Source organism: Bradyrhizobium sp. Ec3.3 (assembly GCF_000472925.1).
GTDB lineage: Bacteria > Pseudomonadota > Alphaproteobacteria > Rhizobiales > Xanthobacteraceae > Bradyrhizobium.
Genome location: NZ_AXAS01000045.1, coordinates 1 through 20,715 on the forward strand (window position 1 = coordinate 1; position 20,715 = coordinate 20,715).

The following is a 20,715-nucleotide window of genomic DNA, read 5'->3' on the forward strand; positions in this document are numbered from 1 at the left end:
CAACCCGATGAATGGACGACCCGCGAATTAGCCGAGCAGATCGGCGTGCCTGAGCCCACCTTGTACACCTGGATCCAGAAAGGCCGACTACGTAGTCGTTTTGTCCGAGCTGGATCCGGCCGTGCTAAACTGGTGTATGCTGACGCCGAAACCATCGCTGCCTTGAAGGCGATCCGAGCCAGGCCGGCTCCGTGGCGTCGCCTGCCACCACCATTCACCGAACCCATCAACCCAACCACTGAATCTTGAGAGTCATCATGACTGGTCGATCTCGATAAGATTGCGTAGCTTGTAAATCGTCTCGTCATGCGGAATGGGGACCTTGCGAGAGCGGGTTGAGGGGATCACCGCTTCGGCGTTCATATCTGCGATGGTCTTGCGCAGGTCGTTGTTGTCATAGGCCCTGTCGGCCAGCACGGCCTCGGCCTTGAAGCCTTCGAGCAGGGCTTTTGCAGTCAGGTTGTCATGTCGCTGGCCGGCGATGAGCTTGAAGCGTAGCGGTCGGCCGAGACCATCGCAGAGCATGTGGATCTTGGTGGTCAACCCACCTCGGGAGCGCCCCAATTCCTGAGTTTTGGCCCCCCTTTTCCGCTCGCGGCCTGCTGGTGGACACGAACCAGAGTGGTATCGAGCATCAGATATTTGTTGTCGCGATCTTTGATCAGTTCGGCGAACACTTTCTCCCACACACCGGCCTTGGCTGGTGCACCGCGACCTCGCCGGCCACCTAGAGACCGCGTCGAAGCATCTGAGCTACGGCGAAAAAAACGCCTTCGCACTGGTTCTTTTCATGTACCAGGTGCTGAGTGAAAACCAAACCCGGATTTGGTTGTGCTGGACGACCCTATATCGTCATTCGACAAGAACAAGAAGTTCGCCATCCTGCACGAACGATTCCAGGGCAAGGCCAGCCTGAGGGGGCGGACCACCCTCATGCTGACTCATGACATCGAGCCCGCCATCGATGTGATAAAAAGTACCAAGGACGTTTTCCAAGGGGCTCAACCATTGGCATCGTTCCTCTCTTCGCGTGGGGGGCGTAGTGAAGGAAGTGCCCATCGCAAGGGAAGATATACAGACCTTCGCGAAGGTCTGTAGGGCGAACATCGCCACGCTGCAGGACCAAATCCTGAAGGCCATCTACTTGCGGTGCGACTACGAGCTGCGTGATGAAGTCGGTCTGGAATCCAATCTACTGGCCAGCCTGTTCAAAGGCCGCGCCGTGCCCACGCTGCAGACGGCGACCGAAAACCGGAACATGCCCCCTGAGGAGAAGCAGGCGGCAGAGGCCAGCATCCAGGCCGAACACATGCCAGGATTCAACTACGACGCGCTTGTCTCGGAAGTGAACGACGTCAACGCGATCCGTGCAAAATTCCTGGCCACGGACGTCGGGTATGAGAAAATCCAGCTGTTCCGGATTTTTAACATCGACCACGACGATGTCGTCATCCGCAAGTTTATCAACGAATCCTATCACATCGAAAATGAGTACGTGATGCAGCTGAACCTCCATAAGTTCGAGAGCATCCCCGAGTACGTCATTGAAGAATGCCCGCGCATGCTGCCTCCAGCCGAAACAGCGGCATAGGAGGCAGAAGAGATGTCAGGTGTCGACATCCCGGAGCAGGTCGGCCAAGCGCGAAGACAAGTATCGGTGTCCTTGTTTGGAGAGACGGAGGCAGTAGCCGGGATGTAATCCGCTTGCATCTCCTCGATTGCGGAGGAAATTCTTGCCTCGGCTTATGCAATGAGCGCCCGAGCCGCTTCAGCTGCTAGCTACTTTCCGGCGCAAAATTGATGTTTTGGACAGAGTGGCCGAGGGCGTCCGGCAACGCAAAAGTCGCCGGATGTGACCCGGCGGGGAGTTGCAGAGTCAGATGGCGAGGCTGTCTATGGGGCGGTCCGCTTTTCCATTGCACGGCCGATACTGACGATGTTGTCGGCGATGACACCGAGGCCGACCCAACGCTTCATGCCGGCCTCGCCTTTGTAGCGGCAACAGTTAAGCCCACGTCGCCGCTTGGCCACGCTGATGCGGCCTTCGCATCCGGTCCACCATTTTTGGCCGTTACGGAACCAGCGCATTTTCTGCTCGCACCTGCGTTCAATGCTCTTGGTCGAGCGGTTGGGGATGCAGACGCGTTTGACGCCTTTCGCTTTCGCGGCGACCTCACTCTTTGCGGAGTAAAAGGCGGCGTCTGTCGCCACGAGGCGCGGCGCACGCCCGAGCATCGATTGATGCGTTTCGATGGCTGCAATCAACAGCTCCGAATCGTGCGGTCGCTGAGCATAAACTTCATAGTCGATCACGATCTGGTTTTCGGCCTCCTGTAGTTTCACCATCTTGCCGAACTCGTTGGGCTTGCCCGCTTTGCCCTTGCAAATGATTTCTGTCGATGGCTCGAACAGGCTGAGGATCTTGCCTTCAGAGCGCGTATCACCACGGAAGATGCGCGCTCTGGTCTGCTTCATCACATGAACCACTTCGGCTGGGGCGCCCGGCCGGCCGCGGCCGCGACTCTTGGGAGCCGCTTCGCCAACGCTTCGTACACGGCAGATACGATTTGTTCGTCCGCCAGCACTTGGTCGGCCTGTATCATCCAGTCTTCACGAAGATCGCTCACTTCCTCAGTGATCAATCCGTCGCCGAAGCTCAGCTGCGCCCGCCGCATCTTAATCACAGCTCTTGCCCCCGCGTGCTCGGCGCTTTGTCGCGGCTCTCTCCGGACGCAGCAAATCGTGATTGAGCTCGAAGATCGTCTCGATCGCCTCCTTCAGCTTCTGATAATGGTCGAGCCAGCGGCGAACCTCGGGAACCCGTTCGCGGCGCGCACTGATTTGCCGGGTTCGTCCACCGGCGTAGCTCACCGTCAGCACGACGACCTGGCGCCCTTCGCCGCGCGCATTTCGGGCAATCTTTGGTATGTCGGACAGTACGCTCCAGCAGCGAGCCACGCAGAATCTCGCCGGTGACCGGCAATTTGCTGGCCAGCTTCTGGCGGGCCCGGAGAGCTTGCTCGCGATTCATCCGCAAGAACGAATCAGCGGCAGCAACCAAGCCCTCATATAATCTAGTCGATCTCGCCGACGGCACGCCAAGCTTGATAGATGGCCGCTTGGGTAAGGGGTTCCCAGCCGGAATCGGAATTGGCAATCGCAACATTGCCGAAGGGGCGCCGCGCCACCTTCATCGTGTGCGCCATCTCATTCGGGTCGTCGAATAGGCTGTTCGGAGAATAGGCATAGCCATGGGGCCAGCGATTGACGGTAATGCCCTCGATATCCCGTCCTTCATCGAAGCTGCTGCCAGCGAGCTGGCGACTGAGCTGGTCGCGGATATCGTGCTCCAACTTCTCGAAGGGCGTCTCCAGCAATCTCTGGCGCCCAAGCCTCGACTGGTCGCGTGCATCTAGGCCCTGATTCGGCGTGGTTGGAGCACAGTACATGTGAACGCACATTGTCTCTGACGGATCCTTCGGATGTTGGTATCCACCGAGCTTGACTGGAAAATCCATCTTGACGCGGGCCCATGTTCCGGTCGGCGCATAGAGGTCGTGAATGCCGAGCTCAAGGAACGCCTTCCAACTCCGCACCACCACGTTTGTAGAGATCAGTGGCATCTTGACGTTCTTTCGGAGCGCTAGCTTCTGTTCCTCCGGCAGTTCAGGACAAAGGAATGGGATCATCATGTTGTATCCGGCGAGGATGCATTTGCGTCCGCGAACCTTGCGTAGCGTACCTCCTTTCACGTAGCTGACATCTGCATGATCATCGAAGTTCCTAACATTCACCGCGATGCTATTGAGGCGTATCCGCACCGGCGAAGTGGCTTCATCGAGCCTGCTATAGTCGAACCGTGCAAGGACAATGTCATCCATTGTCGTGCCCGGCGCCGCACCAGGAATGAGGCTGCGGACCAGCAGGCGGGCGATGGAGGCATTGCCGTCCGGGAAATGGCAGATATAGGGATCATCCGCATCCTTGTCGGTGGCCCGTTCGGTATTCATGCCTAGGCCATCGAAGCCCGGAAAGCCGGTGTTCATTGCAGCCAGCGCCGACACTGCGTCGGAACTTGACGCGAAGAGGTCGTTAAAACGTCCTTGGAAGTACTGCGCAGCCCTCTCGCTCAGCCCGGCATGCTTGATGAGATAGTCCCGGTAGCTGGTTCTGGCGAGAATCTTCTCCTTGGCATCCAAAGCCATTCCCTTGAGATAATCGATAGGCGCTTCATGGAAGGCAACAAGGGCCGCCTTGTCAGCTTCCGCGAGTGGAAAATCAGCGATGAAGTCTTTTAGCGGGCGGGCGTTGAGCCGATTGGGAAGTTGGTCGTCATCTGCCATCCAGAACGAATCGCCGGTTACGAGCTTGTCCTCGCCCCAGTTTTCCTTGTTGAAGAAGACACCGCGGCTCAGATTCCTGGATGCGTAGAAAGTACGGTCGAATGCCGCGGTGAATCGATCGAGATCGATGCCCAGCGATTTCAGCAGGCCGGCTGCGACTTCGCCATAGCCGGTGCGCGGGGAATCGATGGTTTCCGTGCCACCATAGCCGATGATTAACCGGCCACTGAGTGTGAATTCGTTGCGCTTGGCGTGTCCGCCGAAATCATCATGGTTCTCAAGGATGAGAATTGACTTGTCCGCACCGTGTTTCCGTCGATAGAACCATGCGGCAGACAAGCCGCTGATGCCGCCGCCGACAACGACCAGATCGTAAGTTTCCTCCACAGGCGTTTGTGCAGCTTGGAAACCCTTACCCTCGCGTCCAAGTGCGTGTGCCGCCTCGAATGAACCAGGATGGCTGCCGCGCAGACCTGTCAGAGATGGTGGATAGTAGGATGAGAACTGTTGAGCCCGAAGGAAGTCGATAGGGGCCATACCGGCGACGATGGCAAGGCCAGTACCTGCCAGAAAATCGCGGCGCGTAATCATTTGAATACTGCCGAAGCGCGAACAGACTGTTTCATGCTGCCCTCGTCCGGTTTGGAAGGAGCAATTCATGGGTGTGGTCAGCGCGAGTTTGAACTGGATTATTCATTCAGTGGCCATGGCACCCAGCAAGCGCCGTGCCGGCAAGAAGCCGCCTTTCCGCAAGGATGCGTTTAGTGACATAACGCGGCCGTGTCGGTAATAGTTCAATGTCGATACTCGTGTGGTATCGGACTTCCAAATCGCTAGCTCCTATGACGTGCACGCAATACCGTAGCCATTCAACTCTGTGTTTGAGCCCACCACTTGTCAGCGGATTGTTTGTGTTCTGCAAGTTGTCTCTGCTGCGGCCGCGGGTGTTCACCCCTAGGAACTCGTTCCGATGACGGGTTGCGAGCGCTCCTTGATCGACTGTCTGCCTGGCGTCGGCCGATGGCACCGCCGCGATGATCATGCCGGACTGGTTGCGGCTCGGAGCAAGCGCACGCCGCTATCTGTCGTGGGAGGTCTTGCTATCTCTCATCGCGCTCGGGCCACCTTGGCCGCTACCCCGGCCGGCCCTGGCGGATCTAGACCATGGTCACGCGCGCGCCATGCTGGTCGAGCGGCGAAATCGGCCTCAGTCTTGGTGTCCTTGCCCTCGGTGACGAACACTACCTTCCGTTCATCACTGTCGGCGGCGACAATGATCGTCAAAACCTTCGTGGCAGCGTCAAAGTCGACGCCCCGAACGTACCACGGCCCCCCTTGCACCGGGCAAGGCAGGTCGGGACGGAGGCATGGTCTCTCATCCGGTCGAACATAGGAACGCGGCGCTCGCCGCGTCCAGCGACCAACGCCGTCACTGCACCCACTCGGGTTTTCAAGAAAGGCCTGCTTCATTCCCGGCCTTCCACCTGCGCCTAGCCGCCTGGACCCGACCTTTCACCCACGCGTAGTTGCTGTATTCCGGAGGAGCCTGGCCGGCCTTCTCAGTCAAATTTGTACGAGGCCTGGAAGAACGTTCCCCATCGCTCCATGTTGTACTTCGCAAGAGCATGGTCCTGATCGAGGGTACCCGGGCCATCGCAGCCGCTGCAGTTGAAGGTGACATCGCTGTCGTTTTTGGTCCACATTGCCCAATAGCGCGCACCAACGCCAACGCTGAAATTGTTGGTGAGGAAGTAGGATACAATGGCTTCGATCTGTATGCCCGCGCCTCCGTTTCCGCGCTGGTCGTAGAAAGTAGTATTGGGGCGGAGGAGATGGTTGTCGCGACCGCTGAAATCAGTCCACGGCAGGTAAGCAACGTCGGCGCTCACGCGCCAGCGCTCAAACAGCATGGCCTCGGCGCTAAAGCCGATTCGCGGTGCATTCCAATTGGTGTCTTGACTGCTAGTGAGACGTCGATCGCTCGGAGCGAGGCACCTGTGGTAGGGAGAGGCGATCTGCAGGCATCCTATCGAGTCGGACTTCTGATCGTAGTAGGTCCATCCCACAAACGCACCCAGCCTATAGGTGCTGTCGCGGAGAAAATCGTAACCGACATCGGCCGTGTAATACATGAATCTCCCATTTGCTTGGCTTAATAAAGTGTTGCTATAGGCCAAGTTGGTGAGGCTCGAATCTTCGTCGTTCTCCTTTCCTTTGTTGAAACGGCCGATGCCAATGTCTCCCTTCAGGAATATCCCCCAGGAGCTATCAAGACGGGCAAAAAGTTCGCCGGAAACGCCGTCGAGTCCCTGATAGGTGAGCCTTGAACCAGGAATGCTGCTATCTCCGGGTATCAGGGGCGGAATCGTGTAGTCCCACTGGAATGTTCCCCGGCTGAGCCAGACTCGCGAGCCGCCTTCGAGCGACCAATTGTCCATATAGGCGATAGGCTTCGCTTTGGCAGTCGCTCTATCCGAGTGCAACGGCGCATCTGACCGCTCCGGCCCGCTCGGATCGCTCCAGAAATGGTAATTCAGGCCGACCTTTCCGATGTGATAACTGCTGGACAAATTACTTGTGCTGGCAGGGATGAATGCAAGTGGCGGAAACTGCACGGTCGGAGGCGTCGCCACACGCGTCCCGCTAAAGCCCATATAGTCGTACTCAAATTTGACGGACCAGGTAGGCGTGAGCGCTTGCTCAACGCCGGCTCCGACGGTCCACCCGAAACGGCCGTCGTCGAACTGCGTTACTTGCCGCGGGTAGCCGGCAAAGTCTCCATCCCGGAATTCGTTATTGTTGGCGATATCGCCGCGATTATTTTGCCAGGCCACCCCTGCCTTGATGTAGGCCAGCGTTTGGCCCTGGGGGCCAAACGCGTAGCCGACAAGAGCGGTCCCTGTGACAAAAACGTTTGGACCTGCATTGCAGGTAGCGATCACAACAATGCCTGAGAAGGCAAGGCAGCTGTTTGTGCCATCGGAGACAGCACGGCTCGCGTCTAGTTCGGCACCGAAAACCCACCCATTCGTTTGCCAATTGTAGCCGATCTGCCCCCCGGCCAGGAACGCAGGCGTATTGACGATGTCGCCATAGATTGACGGGCCATAGGGGTCACTGAAGGATGTGCGGCCATAGCCACCGCCGCCGTGCACGCCGATATAGCCTCCGGTCCAGCTCCATAGGGCTGGCGGGACTTTCATCGCCGGCTCCAGATCCGCCGAATGAGCGACACCGCATCCCACGAGTGCAACTGTTGCGGCACCCCAGAAAAGGAATCGAGATCCCATATCACCTCTCAAACACACGACGCTCGCGCCATCTACAACGCAGCTCGAACGGCCGTCGTTGTGGCGTCGCTTCCACGCTGTTTGTGGTGTGCACGATCTAGGCCAGCGGCTGCGATGCGCATCCCGGCTTTTTTCGATGGCGATGTTGTCTGCCAGACAAGGCCTGTGGTGATAGGAACAAGCCGCACGTCTGTGGTCGAACACAAACGCATGCTGTAGGCCGGCACCGCTGGCCGCTCGCGGCGGCGCGCAACAGCGCATGTGCGCCCCCAGACCGTTGAGCACCTGGTCCTCTTGAGCGCGCAATGAAACGTGGCGGGCCCGCAAGCCAGGACGAGCCCATATGGTACGCCGGTCTTCCGATGTCACTCTCGTCGGAGAGGCTGGGTGCGCCGACGGACAATTTGAACGCGAAAGCCAATTCAGATTCGACGCAAAGAAAGCTAACGCTCTCGCGCTTTCTCCCTCACAGCGAGTTAACCTGAAACATCAGCAGTGCGCAGCCCTCCACGTGTCGAGGAGTGCAAGTGCGCCCGTCAGGCCACCTTCTGCGACGATGCCGTCGTGCCAACCTGGCTCGGAGCCTATACGGCTTGCATGGGACTGGCCTCAAGGCGCTCCTTCAGGTTGTTCAAATAGTCCTGCGCATAGGATTGCGCCTGCGAGACTGCCAAGTCGACCCCGGCATTCGCTGCCCTTTCCATTAGTTCTTTCGCTAGCCCCTCGCGCATCGCGATTTTGACTTCGGGCCCGGAGATACAGCCAATCGCCTGCGCCGCGACACCGAGGCCGGCTTCTTCCAGCGCCTGCTTCATATTGCCCCCACTAATAGCGGTGTGCAAAAGGTTCGCTGCTTGCGACTCGCACTCGATGACCATTGATGCTGCATCGGCCAGTTCGCCCAGTCCCGGAATGAAGCCGAGCGCACCGACCGCCGTGGCGGTCCAATCAAGAACCTTCGAGCCCACTTTGGTCACGTCGTCGAGCGCATGCATGAGGGCGCCGCCATTTTTTTTCACAGACTTGATATCGGGCTGGTCGGCCACGCCCATCATCATGTCCGCGACCGCGGACTGCTCGGCCGCGGTTTTGGGAATATGGGTCTTGGTCTGCTGAACGGTGCGGTTCGCAGCCGACATGTTGCTGTAGAAGTTCGTGAAGTCGTTGTTGCTGATGTTACCGGAATCGACCCTATGTCCGCCGCCGAAGTCGAAGAACTTGTGATGGGTCTTGTAGCCCGTAATCGAATTGTTCAGCAGTGCGAACAATAGCGGATCTGAGAGCAGCTGCGAGGCCGCTTGCCGTACCTTCGGATCAAGACTCTTGTCCTCGGCCATGCTCGCCAACTTGTCCCGGGTCAGCACGCCGCCCCCAAAGAAGGCGCCCTGATTCTTGTTGATCGTGTCGAGCGTGTTCAGCTCGGTTCGCGTGAGGCCCATCGACGATGAAGCGACTTGAAGGAAATCCTCTTTGTGGACCTGATCAATCGCACCACCGTACAGCTGCTTCCAGGCATCCGGGTGGTCGAGGAAGTATTGAGCCGCCGCGATCACCTGCGGCGGGCTCTTGCCAGTTTGGGCGTTGCCGTCGACGATCTGCTTGAAATCCGCCAGGCTCAGATTCTTGGGCAGGCAGTCGGAATACCGGTAAAGCTCGCGCATTGCGTCGTTCACGGTCATGACTGACGGTTGGCCATTTCCGGTACCATCGGAGGGAATGTAGTTCTGCTCGTAGCCGTGCGCCTGCTGCTCCTGGAATGCAGCAACCTGCGGGTGCTGGTCGGAGAACCTCGACAAATCGCATGCACCGATCCTGTAGTAGTGAGCCGGATTCCAGCAGATGGCATCGATCTCCTGGGGGCCTCTGATCGCATCGAAGAGCTTGCGGTCCTGGAGCAATCCCTCGATTGCGGCTTTCAGATCCGGCGGCGTCGACGGATCGTTGGCCTTGTTTGCCAGCGAGACCCAGTTGAGCGGGCATTGGTCCTTGTGCCGGTTCAGCACTGCCACGATCTGCAACTCGGCATTGGTCAGCGTGCCACCGTTCCACGTGACGTTCGACATTTCCGGTGCGGGAACGCCCTCCTCCGCTGCCTTAACCGCCGCCTTCACATTCGCCGGCAGCAGATCCAAGGGATCCTCCGTCACAGGCAGCTTTGGGTCCAGCAGCTCCGGTGGCGGGGACGGCAGCTCGGATTTGGCTTCCCGCGCGCAACTGGACAACATGGCCTCGAAGGGGTCGCCTTGCTGGCCGGGCGGCTGCACGGAAGGACCCACAGCCGTGGTTCCCGGAGCAAGCACGAACAGAGCTGGAACCGCACTGGCGGATGACGAAGAGATGTTGAGCTGCATTGCACTATACTCGGATGTGAGGGTGGAGGTCGTTTGAGGAGCCCGAGTCCAACCTATCGGTCAGAAGGATGCCGAACTTTTGGGTTACGTCGACCTTTGAGCGACTGTCCATTTCGTAAGACGCTCACTCAACTGCCTCGCAATACAAAGTTCGAAAATGCACTTTGCTGGGTCAGGCCCGGCGTCTGCGCAGACGGTCCCGGAGCCAACGTGGCTCCGGGGTAAACGCCGGCTGAGGCTGATTTCCGCTACTGGCTGGCGAAAGGTTACTGAACGACATGGTGCATCCCCGGATGTGACATTGATGACCGTCACAAGTGCGTCTTGTGGCGCCGCCGTGTTCACGACGAACAACACGCAAGACCTGATGGAAATGTTAACCGGGACCTGGCCCATTGCCTGGCGGCTCACCAAAAATGTCGCCACGATGTCCTGCGCGCCAGGCCCGACGTTCATTTCCGTTGCGGTCAATAGGCGACAGCGCCGTCTAGAGACCCAGGCTCTCATGTTAGGGAGGTTAGCTTTCGAGAAGCTGACGCGTCTGAAAGCGATCCACCAATGACGATGGCAAATCTATTAGTTCTGCCGGAAGCTGCCGCGTGCTCTCGACGCGTCTGGTCAGCTCAGGCGCGGGCACGATGCTGTGTTGAAGGGTATGGCGAGTGCGACATCAAGCGAATTTCGCAAGCTTTGCCGGCACGATCCTTCCGCGGCTTCCACGATAGTGGAGGTTTGAGCGGCTTGCGGCTGGTCGCAAAGGTGGGCATGCAGCGCCGCCACGCATTCATCCACCTGCGTCCCATGCGACATGTCACGCGATACGCGCTTCCACCCAAATTGCCGCGCGGCACCGGTCCGCGTAGCGGACGCGCCGAGCGGCGTCGCTCAGCGGCCACGGGATCGACCAACTACGATGGCGCGCGCTTCGATAATACGGAGCAAACGATTTGCGAGCATGATGATTTCGGCGGCTTCTTCCGGATCGTCCAGTACAACATTGCGATGCGAATGCGGGTTCTTATAAGAACCAATGGCGCCGCTAAACTAAAGAGGTGTGCACGCGCGTCCCGCTCGGCTTGGTCGGCGTTTATTTCGGCGAACGGCCCGTTGTTGGGATCGAAGGCCTTGCGCGTCAGCGTGGTACCGACGTCCCTTGGCGGGAGTTTTCGCGGCATACCGCACGGCGACCTCAACCGGCTACATCGCTTCGAACACGGCCGTATCTATTTGCCCCGTGATAATGTGCCCAAACGTCTTCTCTGATCGCAGGATGCAAGGACTCCTTGGGCAGCCTCCTTGCGCCGAAGGAACGAACGGGGTCGGGCTCTTCTCCCAGCTTCAGCGCGCGACGACTGAGCACACGAAGCGTATTGGGCTCAAGGTATCCGGGATGTGGGATCGGAAGGGCCGCACCTTCCAGCCAGTACCAGGCCTCCCGAATAGTGCGCTTAAGCTCGTCACGCCTGTTGGCGGGATACACACCGTTTGGTGACTTCGGGTGACCAAGAACGGAATTGATGAAGATGCCAAGCTCAAGCTGGTGTAGATGCGAAGGCCACCTCGAAACAACCTGAAGGACCCTGATTGCCGAGCGGCCGCCGCTCCGGTTCAGCGCTCCCTACGTAGGCTGCTCGTCAGCTCCCCGACAGCCGGCCCGAGTAGCATCTAGGCCGCATGCTTACGTGATGGACGAACGTAGGAGACTAAGATGGACCGAGACAACTTCAATCTATTTGGTTTCGATCGAAGCGCTTACGACGCCATGGTGGCACAGCAGCAGGCGGAACAACCTGACGAGGCTGCGCCAGGCGTCTTTGAGCAGCACCTCGAAGAGGCTGCCCAGCCGGACGCTCCGGATTATGGAAGGCGGTATACGGCAGCTCCTGGAGACGAGGACCTCATCGAGAGGGCGGATCATGCGGCACGGACGACACCGAACAGAACCATAAGCGACTCAACTTTAGTTAACAACAGATCGGGTCTCCGTATGCTATCTGAAAGGCTTCACGACCTTCACGGGTTGTCTCTCTCTCGGCTCGACGACGAGTCGCTGAAGATTTATGCCCAGCAACTGTTCCCGGGTGAAGCCAAGGTCAGGAAGGGGTTGAGCATGCTTCGGCTGTACCGTGGGACTCGTGATACTCGGATGCGGTATGGAGTCACTCCCGGAGACGCCGACCTCATCGAGCGGGCAGGTAATGCGGCTCGCGATGCGCGCTCGAGCAGCATCATGCAGCAGATCCGCGGGGGGCTTTCGACGAACAGTATACAACACGGTAATACGGGTCTCCGTAAGCTATCTGAAGCGCTTCACACCCGTCACGGGCTGTCTCTCTCCGCGCTCAGCGATGAGACGTTGAAGGATTATGCTAACGACCTGTATCCGGGTGACCGCTACGTCAAGGGGGGACTGCGCATGCTTAAGAAGTACCGTGAGACTCTTGGAGAGGGGACGTCGGGTGCTGCGGGGGGTAGCGCGAACCAGCCAGTGCATCAGCCTGCCCTGTCGCCAGTGCATGAATCCCTGTCGCCAGCGCATGAATCATCCCCGTCGCGGGTCTCAAGTTTCAACCAGGACGAGCTTTGGGAAGCGGCTGATACGGTGCCGCTGCTCGGCGCTTCTCCGGCGGCCAGTTACAATTCGGCGGAGTTTTGGGCGGGGGTGGATCAACGGGGCCAGGTGCCGGCCGAGAGTTGGGGCAACACGTCGAGTTTTTGGCGCGGAATGGAGGCACCTTCGCCAGCACCAAGCGTCAATCAGCCAAGCCCATCGTGGGAGCAAGGGGTCGGCGCATCGATTTTTGGGGCTCCATACATGCCTCCCGCGCCGCCGACCGCGCCGGATCTAACAATGTACGTCCCGGGCTGGGTGCACGGCGACCGACGTGCGCCTGTGGAGCTCATGCGGGGCATGCACTACATGGGCGTGTTGCCGGACGAGGACCGGCAGCAGACGAATTTCACCATTGGTGGCGTGCCATACACGGCAACATTGGGCCCGTCACGTAAGCAAAACGATATTCGGGTCTTCCTAACGCGTCGCACGTAATGGCTGTGGACGCGACCCGTCCGACAGCCGCAACAAGGAGTGAGCGAGACCCCTGACTTCGGCCGAGCCACGAGCGCCACCTTGTCGGCTGGGGAAGGATCTAGGTGTTTAGTCTCGTACTTTGGCCGCCGATAGGCTCAAGAGAGGCGGTCGGATGAGATGCCGACCGCCCCGCACATCAAAGGCATTGTTCGCACGGCTACTACAAGGACACCACACTTCGAGGAGGCGCGCGACGAGACTTCGAATTCGCGCCGTTGCAGCATGCGCGCTAGGGGTCCTGATGACCTCTTACTTGGAAAGCTAGGATGGCAATCGGAAACTTACCAGCTTGTCTGGCCGCGCCCCTCCAATACGAAGGTGGATACTCGAGTAATCGAAATGATCGGGGCAATTGGACCGGCAACCATATCGGGGGCGGGATATTGAAAGGAACGAAATACGGGATCACGGCTCATGCCTACCGGTGCCGATCAGATAGAGATTGCCCATCCTCGAGATCGTCGATGACCAGCGTCCCGCTCGCCTTGCGGCTCACGGTGATCTCGTCCCCCTCCTTCAAATGCTGCAGACGCAAGGTCGAGGGATCGTTCGGCTCCCTGGTCGAGCTCGTCAAGAAGATCACGATTGGGGCCGCACGGGATCGAGTTCCTCTTGCTCCAACCACTTGGCGTCATCACGTCGAAGATAGGCGATGAGGCCCGAAATAGCTGACGTGACAGGTCCGGCGGGCAATCTCAGTCTTTCTGTCGGCGCCTTCCCTAGCCTATTGGCCAAATCCGCAGACATGAGATGGGGCTTGAGCGCCCTACCGATTGAGGTCTCGATGGTGCGGAAGATCCAAGTGCCATCCGGGTCGATATCCGACCAATGGTAAAACGGAACGTCGATAGGCAGGGTCGTCGCTAGGGTTCTTAGGGCGTCCTGCGTCGCCATTGAAGGGTATCCGCCGACGTAGATGGTGACGCCGGCGCGCTCCGGGTCGGTCTCCCTGACATGACGATTGAAGCTGGCGAAGTTCTCAATCGTCAAAACATATTGGGGCTTTTCTCGAACCCTCAGACGTCGGACCTCGTCCGGTGAAATGCCGAAATACTTCGGCCCTGCGGCCGATAACTCGGCCACGTCAAAATCGAGCCGACCGGAGATCAGCATTGGGGGGGCGAACTTCTCGAGTCCTAGTGTCCGAAGCGCATCTCTGGGGCGAGCGCCCGGCGGAAGCTCCAATGCTCCGCTCAGAAGCCTGACCACGGGTCCTTCCAGCCTTTCGAGCCGCTTACTTTCCCCGCCGAAGCGACGGGAAAACGTCCGATAGTCTAGGCCTGCATGCTTGCCCTCCAATATAGCCTTCGCCATCACGAAGGCAGGCCTTAGGCGATCCACGTCGTCGAGCGAGAAGCCCTGCCATTCGCGCCCGCGTGACCAGGCCAACCGAAGCCCATCCACCGAGCCCTGAAATTCAACAGGCAGTTCCAGTCCGTCGAGCAGGCGGTTAGCGGCCACCTCCATCAGCTCTCCGACCGGTCTCCGTTCGAGAAGTTCGTAGACCGACGGGGCGTTCTCCAGCCTGACGTGCTTGATCTGCTCGCTTTTGAGTCCACGCCCCCTGGCGATCCGGATCCCTCCGCGTCCTTCCGCGTCGCGGAGCTCCTTGATGAACTTGTCCATCTGGGCAACATCGAGAAACCCGTCATAGTCCGGATAAGCGATCGGGCTTTCGGCCCCGCCTTCAAAACGGTCTAGAAGATCCGACATCAGCAGGCGCGCGTCGGTGAACTGCCTCGGCATCCTATTCTGCGGCCATCTTTTTGAGCTCGTCATCGGACATGCGATCGGGGTCCATCGCCTGGAGTTCTCTGCGAGCCCGCTCTTTGAGCTCGGCCACCGTGACCCGAGCGTTTTCACCAATTCGATCGACTTCGATCACAGTATCGATATGTTCTAGAACGGCGATCCTCTTTTCGTTTGGCGCGGCAATGATGATCTGGAGACCGAGCTTCTTATAAAAGCTCATCATCTGCCGTTGATTCTTTCCATCCATCTTCGAGAACGCCTCGTCGAAAATCGCCACCGACATGCCCGATGGACGTCCTGCTCCGGACTTCCCGCTACCGTAGACCGACGCGAGCGACGCTCCGATGGCCACATAGATCGGGACTTGTTGCTCGGCGCCCGACCCGGTTCCCCGGCGCGTCTCCCATCGCGTCGGTCGACCAGTGACGATGTCCGTCATGTGGATCTCGAAAGTGAAGAAGTTGCGGTAGTCCTCGAAGAGACCGAAATCCTTCTCCGGATCCTCGAGCAACGCCTCGATCTCCCGCAGCGTGTCGCGATGAGGAAAGTCGTCCGGGACCTCGTCCCCTTTGAACAGCATGTCGAGCGCCTCTGGCGAGGTCTTGCTGATCTCGACGACCTTCAATATCGGCTGAAATTCGACCAGGCGCGTATGGTGAAACGAATACCGTTCGTTGTGGAACGGATGATCGGCCAGGCCGATATTCATGGCCGAGAGCTCGCGCTCCATCTTGCTGATGCGCGACGTGAGAGCGTTGATGAACTCGCCTCGCAACAGCGTCTTCGCCTTGTCGGCCGCCTCCGCCGCCTGTCTTTCGTACCGCCGTAGCTCGTTCTCCTCCATTTCCTGAATCAGCGTCTCCATCCACGGTCGCACTTCCTGCAGAGGCTCGCTCTCGGTCCCCACCTGCGACACGACGCCGAATTGGTCGAAATAATCTCCGAGCGCCTTTCGCACGCGACGTTCGATCTTGATCCGGTCATCATCCGCCCCGGTCGCCGCTTTCGACGCTTCGGAGGCGATCGTCCTGTGCCTATCCAGGACGGCTCGCGTCGATAGGTTTTCGAAACGAGACCGATAGGCCGCCCGCCCCGACTGCCGATCGTATAGCTTTCGGTACTGCCCGTACGAAGCCCAGGCTACCCTTGCCCCCAGCTTCGAGCCCGAAGTCCCGTCTCCCGACTCGATGGTGTGCATCGCGATGTCGGCCGCCCTTGTGTGCTTACGATGCGCGTCTTCTTGCGGAGTCCTCTGTCCTGCACGATGCCGCTTCAGTTGCAACTGGGCTTGTCGTTTTTGCTTCAGACCGCCGTCACCGGCGCCGTCCAGCGCAGCGATACGTTGCTCGAATTCTTTCCGCTCCAGTTCCGACTTTTCGTAGTCTGCGACGATGGTTTTGAACGACGGCAGCTTGTCGTCGAAGATCCTTCCAAGCTGGACGTACGCCGCATCGGCGAGCTTGGCCGCACCATCCGACCTTGCGTGCGCATCGGAAAGCTGTTCGGCCAGCTCCTTCAAATCACGAAACGCCTGGGTCTGCGCCGCCTTGCCGATCTTGAAGTCTGAAGGCTCGGCCGCGCGGTGCGTTCGCACCAAACCATCGTCGTAAAGACCGTCCTTCATGATCGCCCGCCCGGGTTCGTTGAATTGAGCGATCGTATCCGCCAGCCGCACCGTCCCGTGCCTTCGGATGATGAACGCAATGGCATCCCGATCGTCGGACTTGAAAAGCGCAGGAAATGTTCCAGCACGCGGACCGGGACCGTTCGGATCGAGCTTGTTCAAGCTCACCAACGAAGCACGCCGGAATTCACGGCGTCCCTCTTTGAAGATGGCCGTGGCGCGAGCGATATCGGACCGATCGACGAAGACGGCCTCCCGGTCTCGGCCCAAGAGGCCCTCTGCCGCTGCCGTCCAGGCGACGTCCGATAGCTCGATGAGGTTACACAGCACGCGGGGCGACATCCCGGCTTGCCGCAACTTGAGACATAAGCGCTCCGTGTCTTCGTGCAGATAAATCGAACTTCCGCCGCTCGCATGCTGTCGAAGCCGCTCCTCGAGCAACAGTGCCCGGCCCTTTTCGTCCTCGGCCTTCCGGATCAGATCGCGGCGCGCTTGGTCGACCTTCATTAACAACGCTCGGTCGGAGGCAATCAGTCGAATTTCCGCATCCAGCAAACCACCGGTCGGCCGCTCGATCGACGCGCCGACCGCGGCCCGCGTCAGCCCGGAGATCAGCGGGATGAACTCGTCGAAGCCAAAATCCCTCATGGCGACCAGCGCCTGCAGAGAACGGACGGAATCCAACCTTCGCTCGAATTCGATGCTTGCACGGTGCCCCGCCTGCAAGGCGGAAGTCAGCGATTGAGAGAGCGCGCTGCGTCCGCTCTTTGCGTCGTGCTCGGAGATCGCAATGTCCAATCTTCTGATTTCGGCCTCGATCGCTCTCAAGTCGTCATCGATGAAATCCATCTCGGCCTTGGCCGCATCGCGCTTCGCCGCCTCCTCCGTGAACTTCGCGACTTCCGCGAGGTAGGCCGTACGTGCGCCAAACCAATTGGCACGTTTCGATATCCACTGTTCCAGAGCCTTGCGCTCATGGGAGTCGGCAAGTTCCGCAAGAATGGCTTTCAGCGCCACCAGCGCCTCCAGCTTCTCTCGCATCGTCCGGATCGTATCGTTGATATTCCGGTAGGTTCGGATCGACTCCCGGAGCTCTCCCACCTTCATATTGTTCTTTTCGAGAATGTAATTGCGCACGAATTCGGTGGCGGTCTGATCGTGATCCAGCGTCATTGCGTTCACGACGGCCTTTTGAAGCGAGTTTGCGTTCTGCTCTCCGACGACGGAAGCATGCGGAACCAGCTTGCGCATATACTCTCGGACGTAATCGATCGCCTTGTCCCGGTGATTGACGAAATTGTCTTGTCCGACGGCCGAGACGATCCGGTTGCGAACGTCGTCCCATTCTGCCGCAAATCGCTTGCCTTCCCTCATCTCGATGAAGTCCGCGGCCCTCAATATCTTGCCGGTGACGACGAAGCGGCCGAGGACGGTTTCGTTGGTCTCCGACCGGCGGGCCTCTATCGCCATTCCGATTGTGACCGGAGACCGCTTGCCTTCGGTGTCTACGAACCCGAGACAAATGTAGGTGCGAGCCTGCTCCCTCTTGCGCTCATCCTCGCCCAAGGCGCCAAGGCAATAGTCCACGATTGTTCGCTTGGACGCGCTACGGCTTTTTCCCTTGTCGCCGGCGACCGCATTGAGCCGCTGAACGTTCTTGTTACCGCCGGTCAACACGACCTGGGCCATGTCGAGTATGGTCGACTTGCCCGACCTGTTCTCACCGAAAACACCCACATGGCCGGTCAGATCGAAATCTTCGACGTCGAAGAGGTGCCAATTGACCATGGACACATGACGCAACTCCATCACGATTCGTCTCCATCGACCATCTGGGGCAGGCCCACCTCCTGAGATCGGACGTAGCGTTCGATCCGCTGCAGGGCGTCCGAACCGCTGATCAGCTTGATCATCGGACGGATCGCAACTTCGAAGTCCTGCGCCTCGCTGTCGAAATCTCCGACATCGACGAGGCTCCTTTGAGACGCTTCCTTCAAGATCTCCCGAAAACGACCGAGGGAGATCGCGCCCGATCCGTTCGGTTGGACCATGTCCTTGTAGCGGTCGAACAGGGCGTTCACCGTCGTGACGACTATGGCGCGGTCTTCGACAGCGCCGACGTTGACTTCGTCCTGCCAGTGCGCGGCCAGCACCAGGACGACGATGGTCTCGTCGAGTTTCATGCGTGGCAATGGCACGTCTTCGCCGACAGCGACGATCCCGGCCCACTGGGCCTCGGTGTCCCGATGCACCCGGTAACCGCAACTGTCGAAGAATTCATCGATGACCGACCGAAAGCGGCCGTCCATGATCACATTGTAGATCGTACCGGTTCGCGGATCGCCGGCGAAGAGAAACTGCCGCCTCAACAGGAAATGCACTGCCTTCCTGAGGTCGGCAGCTTTTTCCGCACCCAAGCTGCGCTCGATCGCCTCGAATTCACTGAGCATGGAGGCGCCTCGCAGGGGCATGGCGCCGGACAATGAAATTGGAGCACCGCAGCCATTCGCTATCATGAGGGGGCGAGTCCGGCGCAAACTCCAATTCGAAATGAAGGCCAACCTCCGGCGGAATTTCGTTGGTCAAGGCAAACCTACGAGCGGCATCGAAGGCGAGGAAATCGTCGACCGTCTCGAGTGCCATAAATCGTGCTTCTCTCGTCCCCGCGACGGGCACCTGGGCTTCGAGGAAGCGTTGAACCTCCTTGGGGCCGGGTGCAATTCTCTCGATGTATCGCCTGCGCAATTTCTTCCGGAGTTCGTAGAGGGGATCGTCGGGCCAATCGCCCAAGGGCTTTAGTTCGATAGGTTTGCGCGGCTCGCGGCTCGGTGCATGGTGGAATTCCGACCACGGCGAACGAAGCGGCTCGAGACTCCATTCGACGGTGGCGTTCGCGTGCCGCCCTCGCGCGATGAGCCCGTCGAGCCGGCGCACGAGATCCCCTGCCCGTCCTACCAGGCCGTGGGTGCCGCGCTCGGCGTATTTGATTGTGTTGCGGACGCGTGCCTCAAGTTGGCGCCGGAAGGCCTCGATCCGTTCGAACATTTCGCCGATATGACCGAAGGTGCTTTCGATCGCGAGTAGATCGCCCTCGACGTCTAGGTTCGCCTCCGACATCGATGGCGAAACGCCTGCGGTGACGTACTCCTCCGAAAGCACCTGCATAGTCGCGGGCGTATAAGCAATCCGCCTCGCGAGATCGACGATGGTGTCCCTGAACCGGTAAGGATGATTGAACGTCAATATCGACTCAAAATCCCTCAGCAGAAGCTGCTCTACGAATTCCTCGAAGAAGGCCTCGAGCCGATCGCCGACCGTCTTGGATTCCATGACGGTACGGCGGATGCGTTTCAGGTCCGACAGGATGGCGCGTAGGCTCTTGGTGAATTGGTCGACCTGGTTGCGTGCCTCCCGCAGCGCCAGCGCGACCTGCCGTTGCTTCCTGTCGACGACCGTTGGATTGAGCTTCTCCACGGCCTCGAGGTTCACGCGGACGGTAACGATGAGGCCGCCGAACCTCTGAGAGACGTCTTTATTCAGGCTGGCCAGACGTTGGATCACCAAAAGTGGTCCCATCGACATGTCGACGGTAACGCGTAGGCCGTACTCCTCCTCTTCGAGCCAGCCCCAAGCGATCAGCCGCTGATAGAGTTGGCGAGCGATGATCAGAGCCCGGTTCGCCGTCTCGGTCTTGCTCGCCGCGGCGCGCTTGATCCGTCTGCGCCCTGCGGACACGACCTCGGGCAGTGGCTCGCCGAAGTCGTCGCTCTCGTTCCAAAGCGACGGATTGGCCCGCATCACGTCGTAAATTGCGTGCGTGACCTCTTGGGGAGTGGGAAAGGCCGGCGCGCCAGTGAAGAAGCGGTCGTGTAAGTCCAACAAGACGAGAGAGTAAAGATGCTTGTGATCTCGCGAAAATGCTAGAAATACATCGTCATTGAGGTGTCGAAACAGCAAAATGGCCCCCTGCCGGCAATCGCCCCGAACTACCGGGACGCACCGATATCGTTCCCTTTCCGTTCATGTTACCGGGACAAGCTGCGGTTGTCCATCCGCCGAAGGACCTTGGGTCCCTAACCGCGCTTTCAGTCGCCCTGTCCCGATGGTTGGGAACACCCGAGTTCGTGTTGTAGCCTCGTGCCAGGACGAAACGCGAATGGCTGCAACGCGCACGCTCTGTTTTCCGCTCGGAGGAGCTACGCGAGGCAATAACTCGGCAATCAGAAGCCTTGTGCGCTACGTAGTGCGCAGGCGCAGTCAGCCT

The 20,715-nt window shown here is 59.1% G+C and carries 14 protein-coding genes and 3 pseudogenes; 4 read left to right on the forward strand and 13 right to left on the reverse strand.

What is annotated here, in order from left to right:
• A partial coding sequence (locus YUU_RS59070) for an excisionase family DNA-binding protein (protein WP_156944617.1) occupies positions 1-249 on the forward strand: 249 nt, incomplete at its 5' end.
• A 6-nt stretch (positions 250-255) separates the two neighbouring features.
• On the opposite strand, the gene YUU_RS52465 is transcribed toward YUU_RS59070, so the two are convergent.
• Together YUU_RS52465 and YUU_RS61520 are read right to left on the reverse strand one after the other, a co-directional pair.
• Positions 256-687: a transposase gene (locus YUU_RS52465; protein WP_371260529.1), complete on the reverse strand. Its 432-nt coding sequence runs from the start codon at positions 685-687 to the stop codon at positions 256-258.
• 165 nt (positions 688-852) lie between these two features.
• Positions 853-996, reverse strand: a complete 144-nt coding sequence (locus YUU_RS61520) for a hypothetical protein (RefSeq protein ID WP_245288159.1) — start codon at positions 994-996, stop codon at positions 853-855.
• A gap of 46 nt (positions 997-1,042) precedes the next feature.
• On the opposite strand from YUU_RS61520, the gene YUU_RS61525 reads away from it, so the two are divergent.
• The gene (locus YUU_RS61525; protein ID WP_027526074.1) at positions 1,043-1,591 is read left to right on the forward strand and encodes a hypothetical protein; all 549 of its coding nucleotides are present in this window, start codon (positions 1,043-1,045) and stop codon (positions 1,589-1,591) included.
• A 302-nt stretch (positions 1,592-1,893) separates the two neighbouring features.
• On the opposite strand, the pseudogene YUU_RS52475 reads toward YUU_RS61525, so the two are convergent.
• The 6 genes and pseudogenes from YUU_RS52475 to YUU_RS62825 form a co-directional block, all read right to left on the reverse strand.
• Positions 1,894-2,675 (reverse strand): annotated as a pseudogene (locus tag YUU_RS52475) (hypothetical protein).
• 1 nt (position 2,676) lies between these two features.
• Positions 2,677-2,958 carry a hypothetical protein gene (locus tag YUU_RS0132345; protein WP_156944618.1) on the reverse strand — a complete coding sequence of 94 codons (282 nt, stop codon included), beginning with the start codon at positions 2,956-2,958 and terminating at the stop codon, positions 2,677-2,679.
• A 116-nt stretch (positions 2,959-3,074) separates the two neighbouring features.
• The gene (locus YUU_RS0132355) at positions 3,075-4,934 is read right to left on the reverse strand and encodes an FAD/NAD(P)-binding protein (protein WP_035663987.1); all 1,860 of its coding nucleotides are present in this window, start codon (positions 4,932-4,934) and stop codon (positions 3,075-3,077) included.
• Between the two features lie 968 nt (positions 4,935-5,902).
• Positions 5,903-7,546, reverse strand: coding sequence for an outer membrane beta-barrel protein (locus tag YUU_RS52480; protein WP_245288160.1), 1,644 nt, complete (start codon positions 7,544-7,546; stop codon positions 5,903-5,905).
• Between the two features lie 671 nt (positions 7,547-8,217).
• The gene (locus tag YUU_RS0132370; protein WP_035663990.1) at positions 8,218-9,984 is read right to left on the reverse strand and encodes an HrpF/NolX family T3SS translocon protein; all 1,767 of its coding nucleotides are present in this window, start codon (positions 9,982-9,984) and stop codon (positions 8,218-8,220) included.
• An 885-nt stretch (positions 9,985-10,869) separates the two neighbouring features.
• The gene (locus YUU_RS62825) at positions 10,870-11,016 is read right to left on the reverse strand and encodes a TIGR02391 family protein (protein WP_156944633.1); all 147 of its coding nucleotides are present in this window, start codon (positions 11,014-11,016) and stop codon (positions 10,870-10,872) included.
• Positions 11,017-11,692: 676 nt separating this feature from the next.
• On the opposite strand from YUU_RS62825, the gene YUU_RS0132385 reads away from it, so the two are divergent.
• Positions 11,693-13,033, forward strand: a complete 1,341-nt coding sequence (locus YUU_RS0132385; protein ID WP_027526083.1) for a hypothetical protein — start codon at positions 11,693-11,695, stop codon at positions 13,031-13,033.
• Between the two features lie 308 nt (positions 13,034-13,341).
• A pseudogene (locus tag YUU_RS61535) lies at positions 13,342-13,470 on the forward strand (hypothetical protein); the annotation flags it as partial.
• Between the two features lie 25 nt (positions 13,471-13,495).
• Here the strand turns inward: YUU_RS61535 and YUU_RS61540 are convergent.
• From YUU_RS61540 to YUU_RS0132410, 5 genes and pseudogenes are all read right to left on the reverse strand, one after another.
• Positions 13,496-13,622, reverse strand: a pseudogene (locus tag YUU_RS61540) (ferredoxin--NADP reductase); the annotation flags it as partial.
• Between the two features lie 32 nt (positions 13,623-13,654).
• Entirely contained in the window at positions 13,655-14,821 is a 1,167-nt protein-coding gene (locus tag YUU_RS0132395) for a Wadjet anti-phage system protein JetD domain-containing protein (protein WP_027526084.1), read from the reverse strand.
• A gap of 1 nt (position 14,822) precedes the next feature.
• Positions 14,823-18,260 carry an SbcC/MukB-like Walker B domain-containing protein gene (locus YUU_RS0132400; protein ID WP_245288165.1) on the reverse strand — a complete coding sequence of 1,146 codons (3,438 nt, stop codon included), beginning with the start codon at positions 18,258-18,260 and terminating at the stop codon, positions 14,823-14,825.
• Positions 18,260-18,901, reverse strand: coding sequence for a DUF4194 domain-containing protein (locus YUU_RS0132405; protein WP_027526086.1), 642 nt, complete (start codon positions 18,899-18,901; stop codon positions 18,260-18,262). The genes YUU_RS0132400 and YUU_RS0132405 overlap by 1 nt, the downstream gene beginning before the upstream one ends.
• Entirely contained in the window at positions 18,891-20,333 is a 1,443-nt protein-coding gene (locus tag YUU_RS0132410) for a Wadjet anti-phage system protein JetA family protein (RefSeq protein WP_245288162.1), read from the reverse strand. Before YUU_RS0132410 ends, YUU_RS0132405 begins: the two co-directional genes overlap by 11 nt.
• Positions 20,334-20,715 lie beyond the last annotated feature (382 nt).

Excerpts from the sequence above, each read along its gene's own strand:
- YUU_RS0132370 (WP_035663990.1), bottom strand. The coding sequence starts at position 9,984 with ATGCAGCTCAACATCTCTTCGTCATCCGCCAGTGCGGTTCCAGCTCTG.
- YUU_RS0132395 (WP_027526084.1), bottom strand. The coding sequence starts at position 14,821 with ATGCCGAGGCAGTTCACCGACGCGCGCCTGCTGATGTCGGATCTTCTA.
- YUU_RS52480 (WP_245288160.1), bottom strand. The coding sequence starts at position 7,546 with ATGAAAGTCCCGCCAGCCCTATGGAGCTGGACCGGAGGCTATATCGGC.
- YUU_RS0132405 (WP_027526086.1), bottom strand. The coding sequence starts at position 18,901 with ATGCTCAGTGAATTCGAGGCGATCGAGCGCAGCTTGGGTGCGGAAAAA.
- YUU_RS0132385 (WP_027526083.1), top strand. The coding sequence starts at position 11,693 with ATGGACCGAGACAACTTCAATCTATTTGGTTTCGATCGAAGCGCTTAC.
- YUU_RS0132355 (WP_035663987.1), bottom strand. The coding sequence starts at position 4,934 with ATGATTACGCGCCGCGATTTTCTGGCAGGTACTGGCCTTGCCATCGTC.
- YUU_RS0132400 (WP_245288165.1), bottom strand. The coding sequence starts at position 18,260 with ATGGAGTTGCGTCATGTGTCCATGGTCAATTGGCACCTCTTCGACGTC.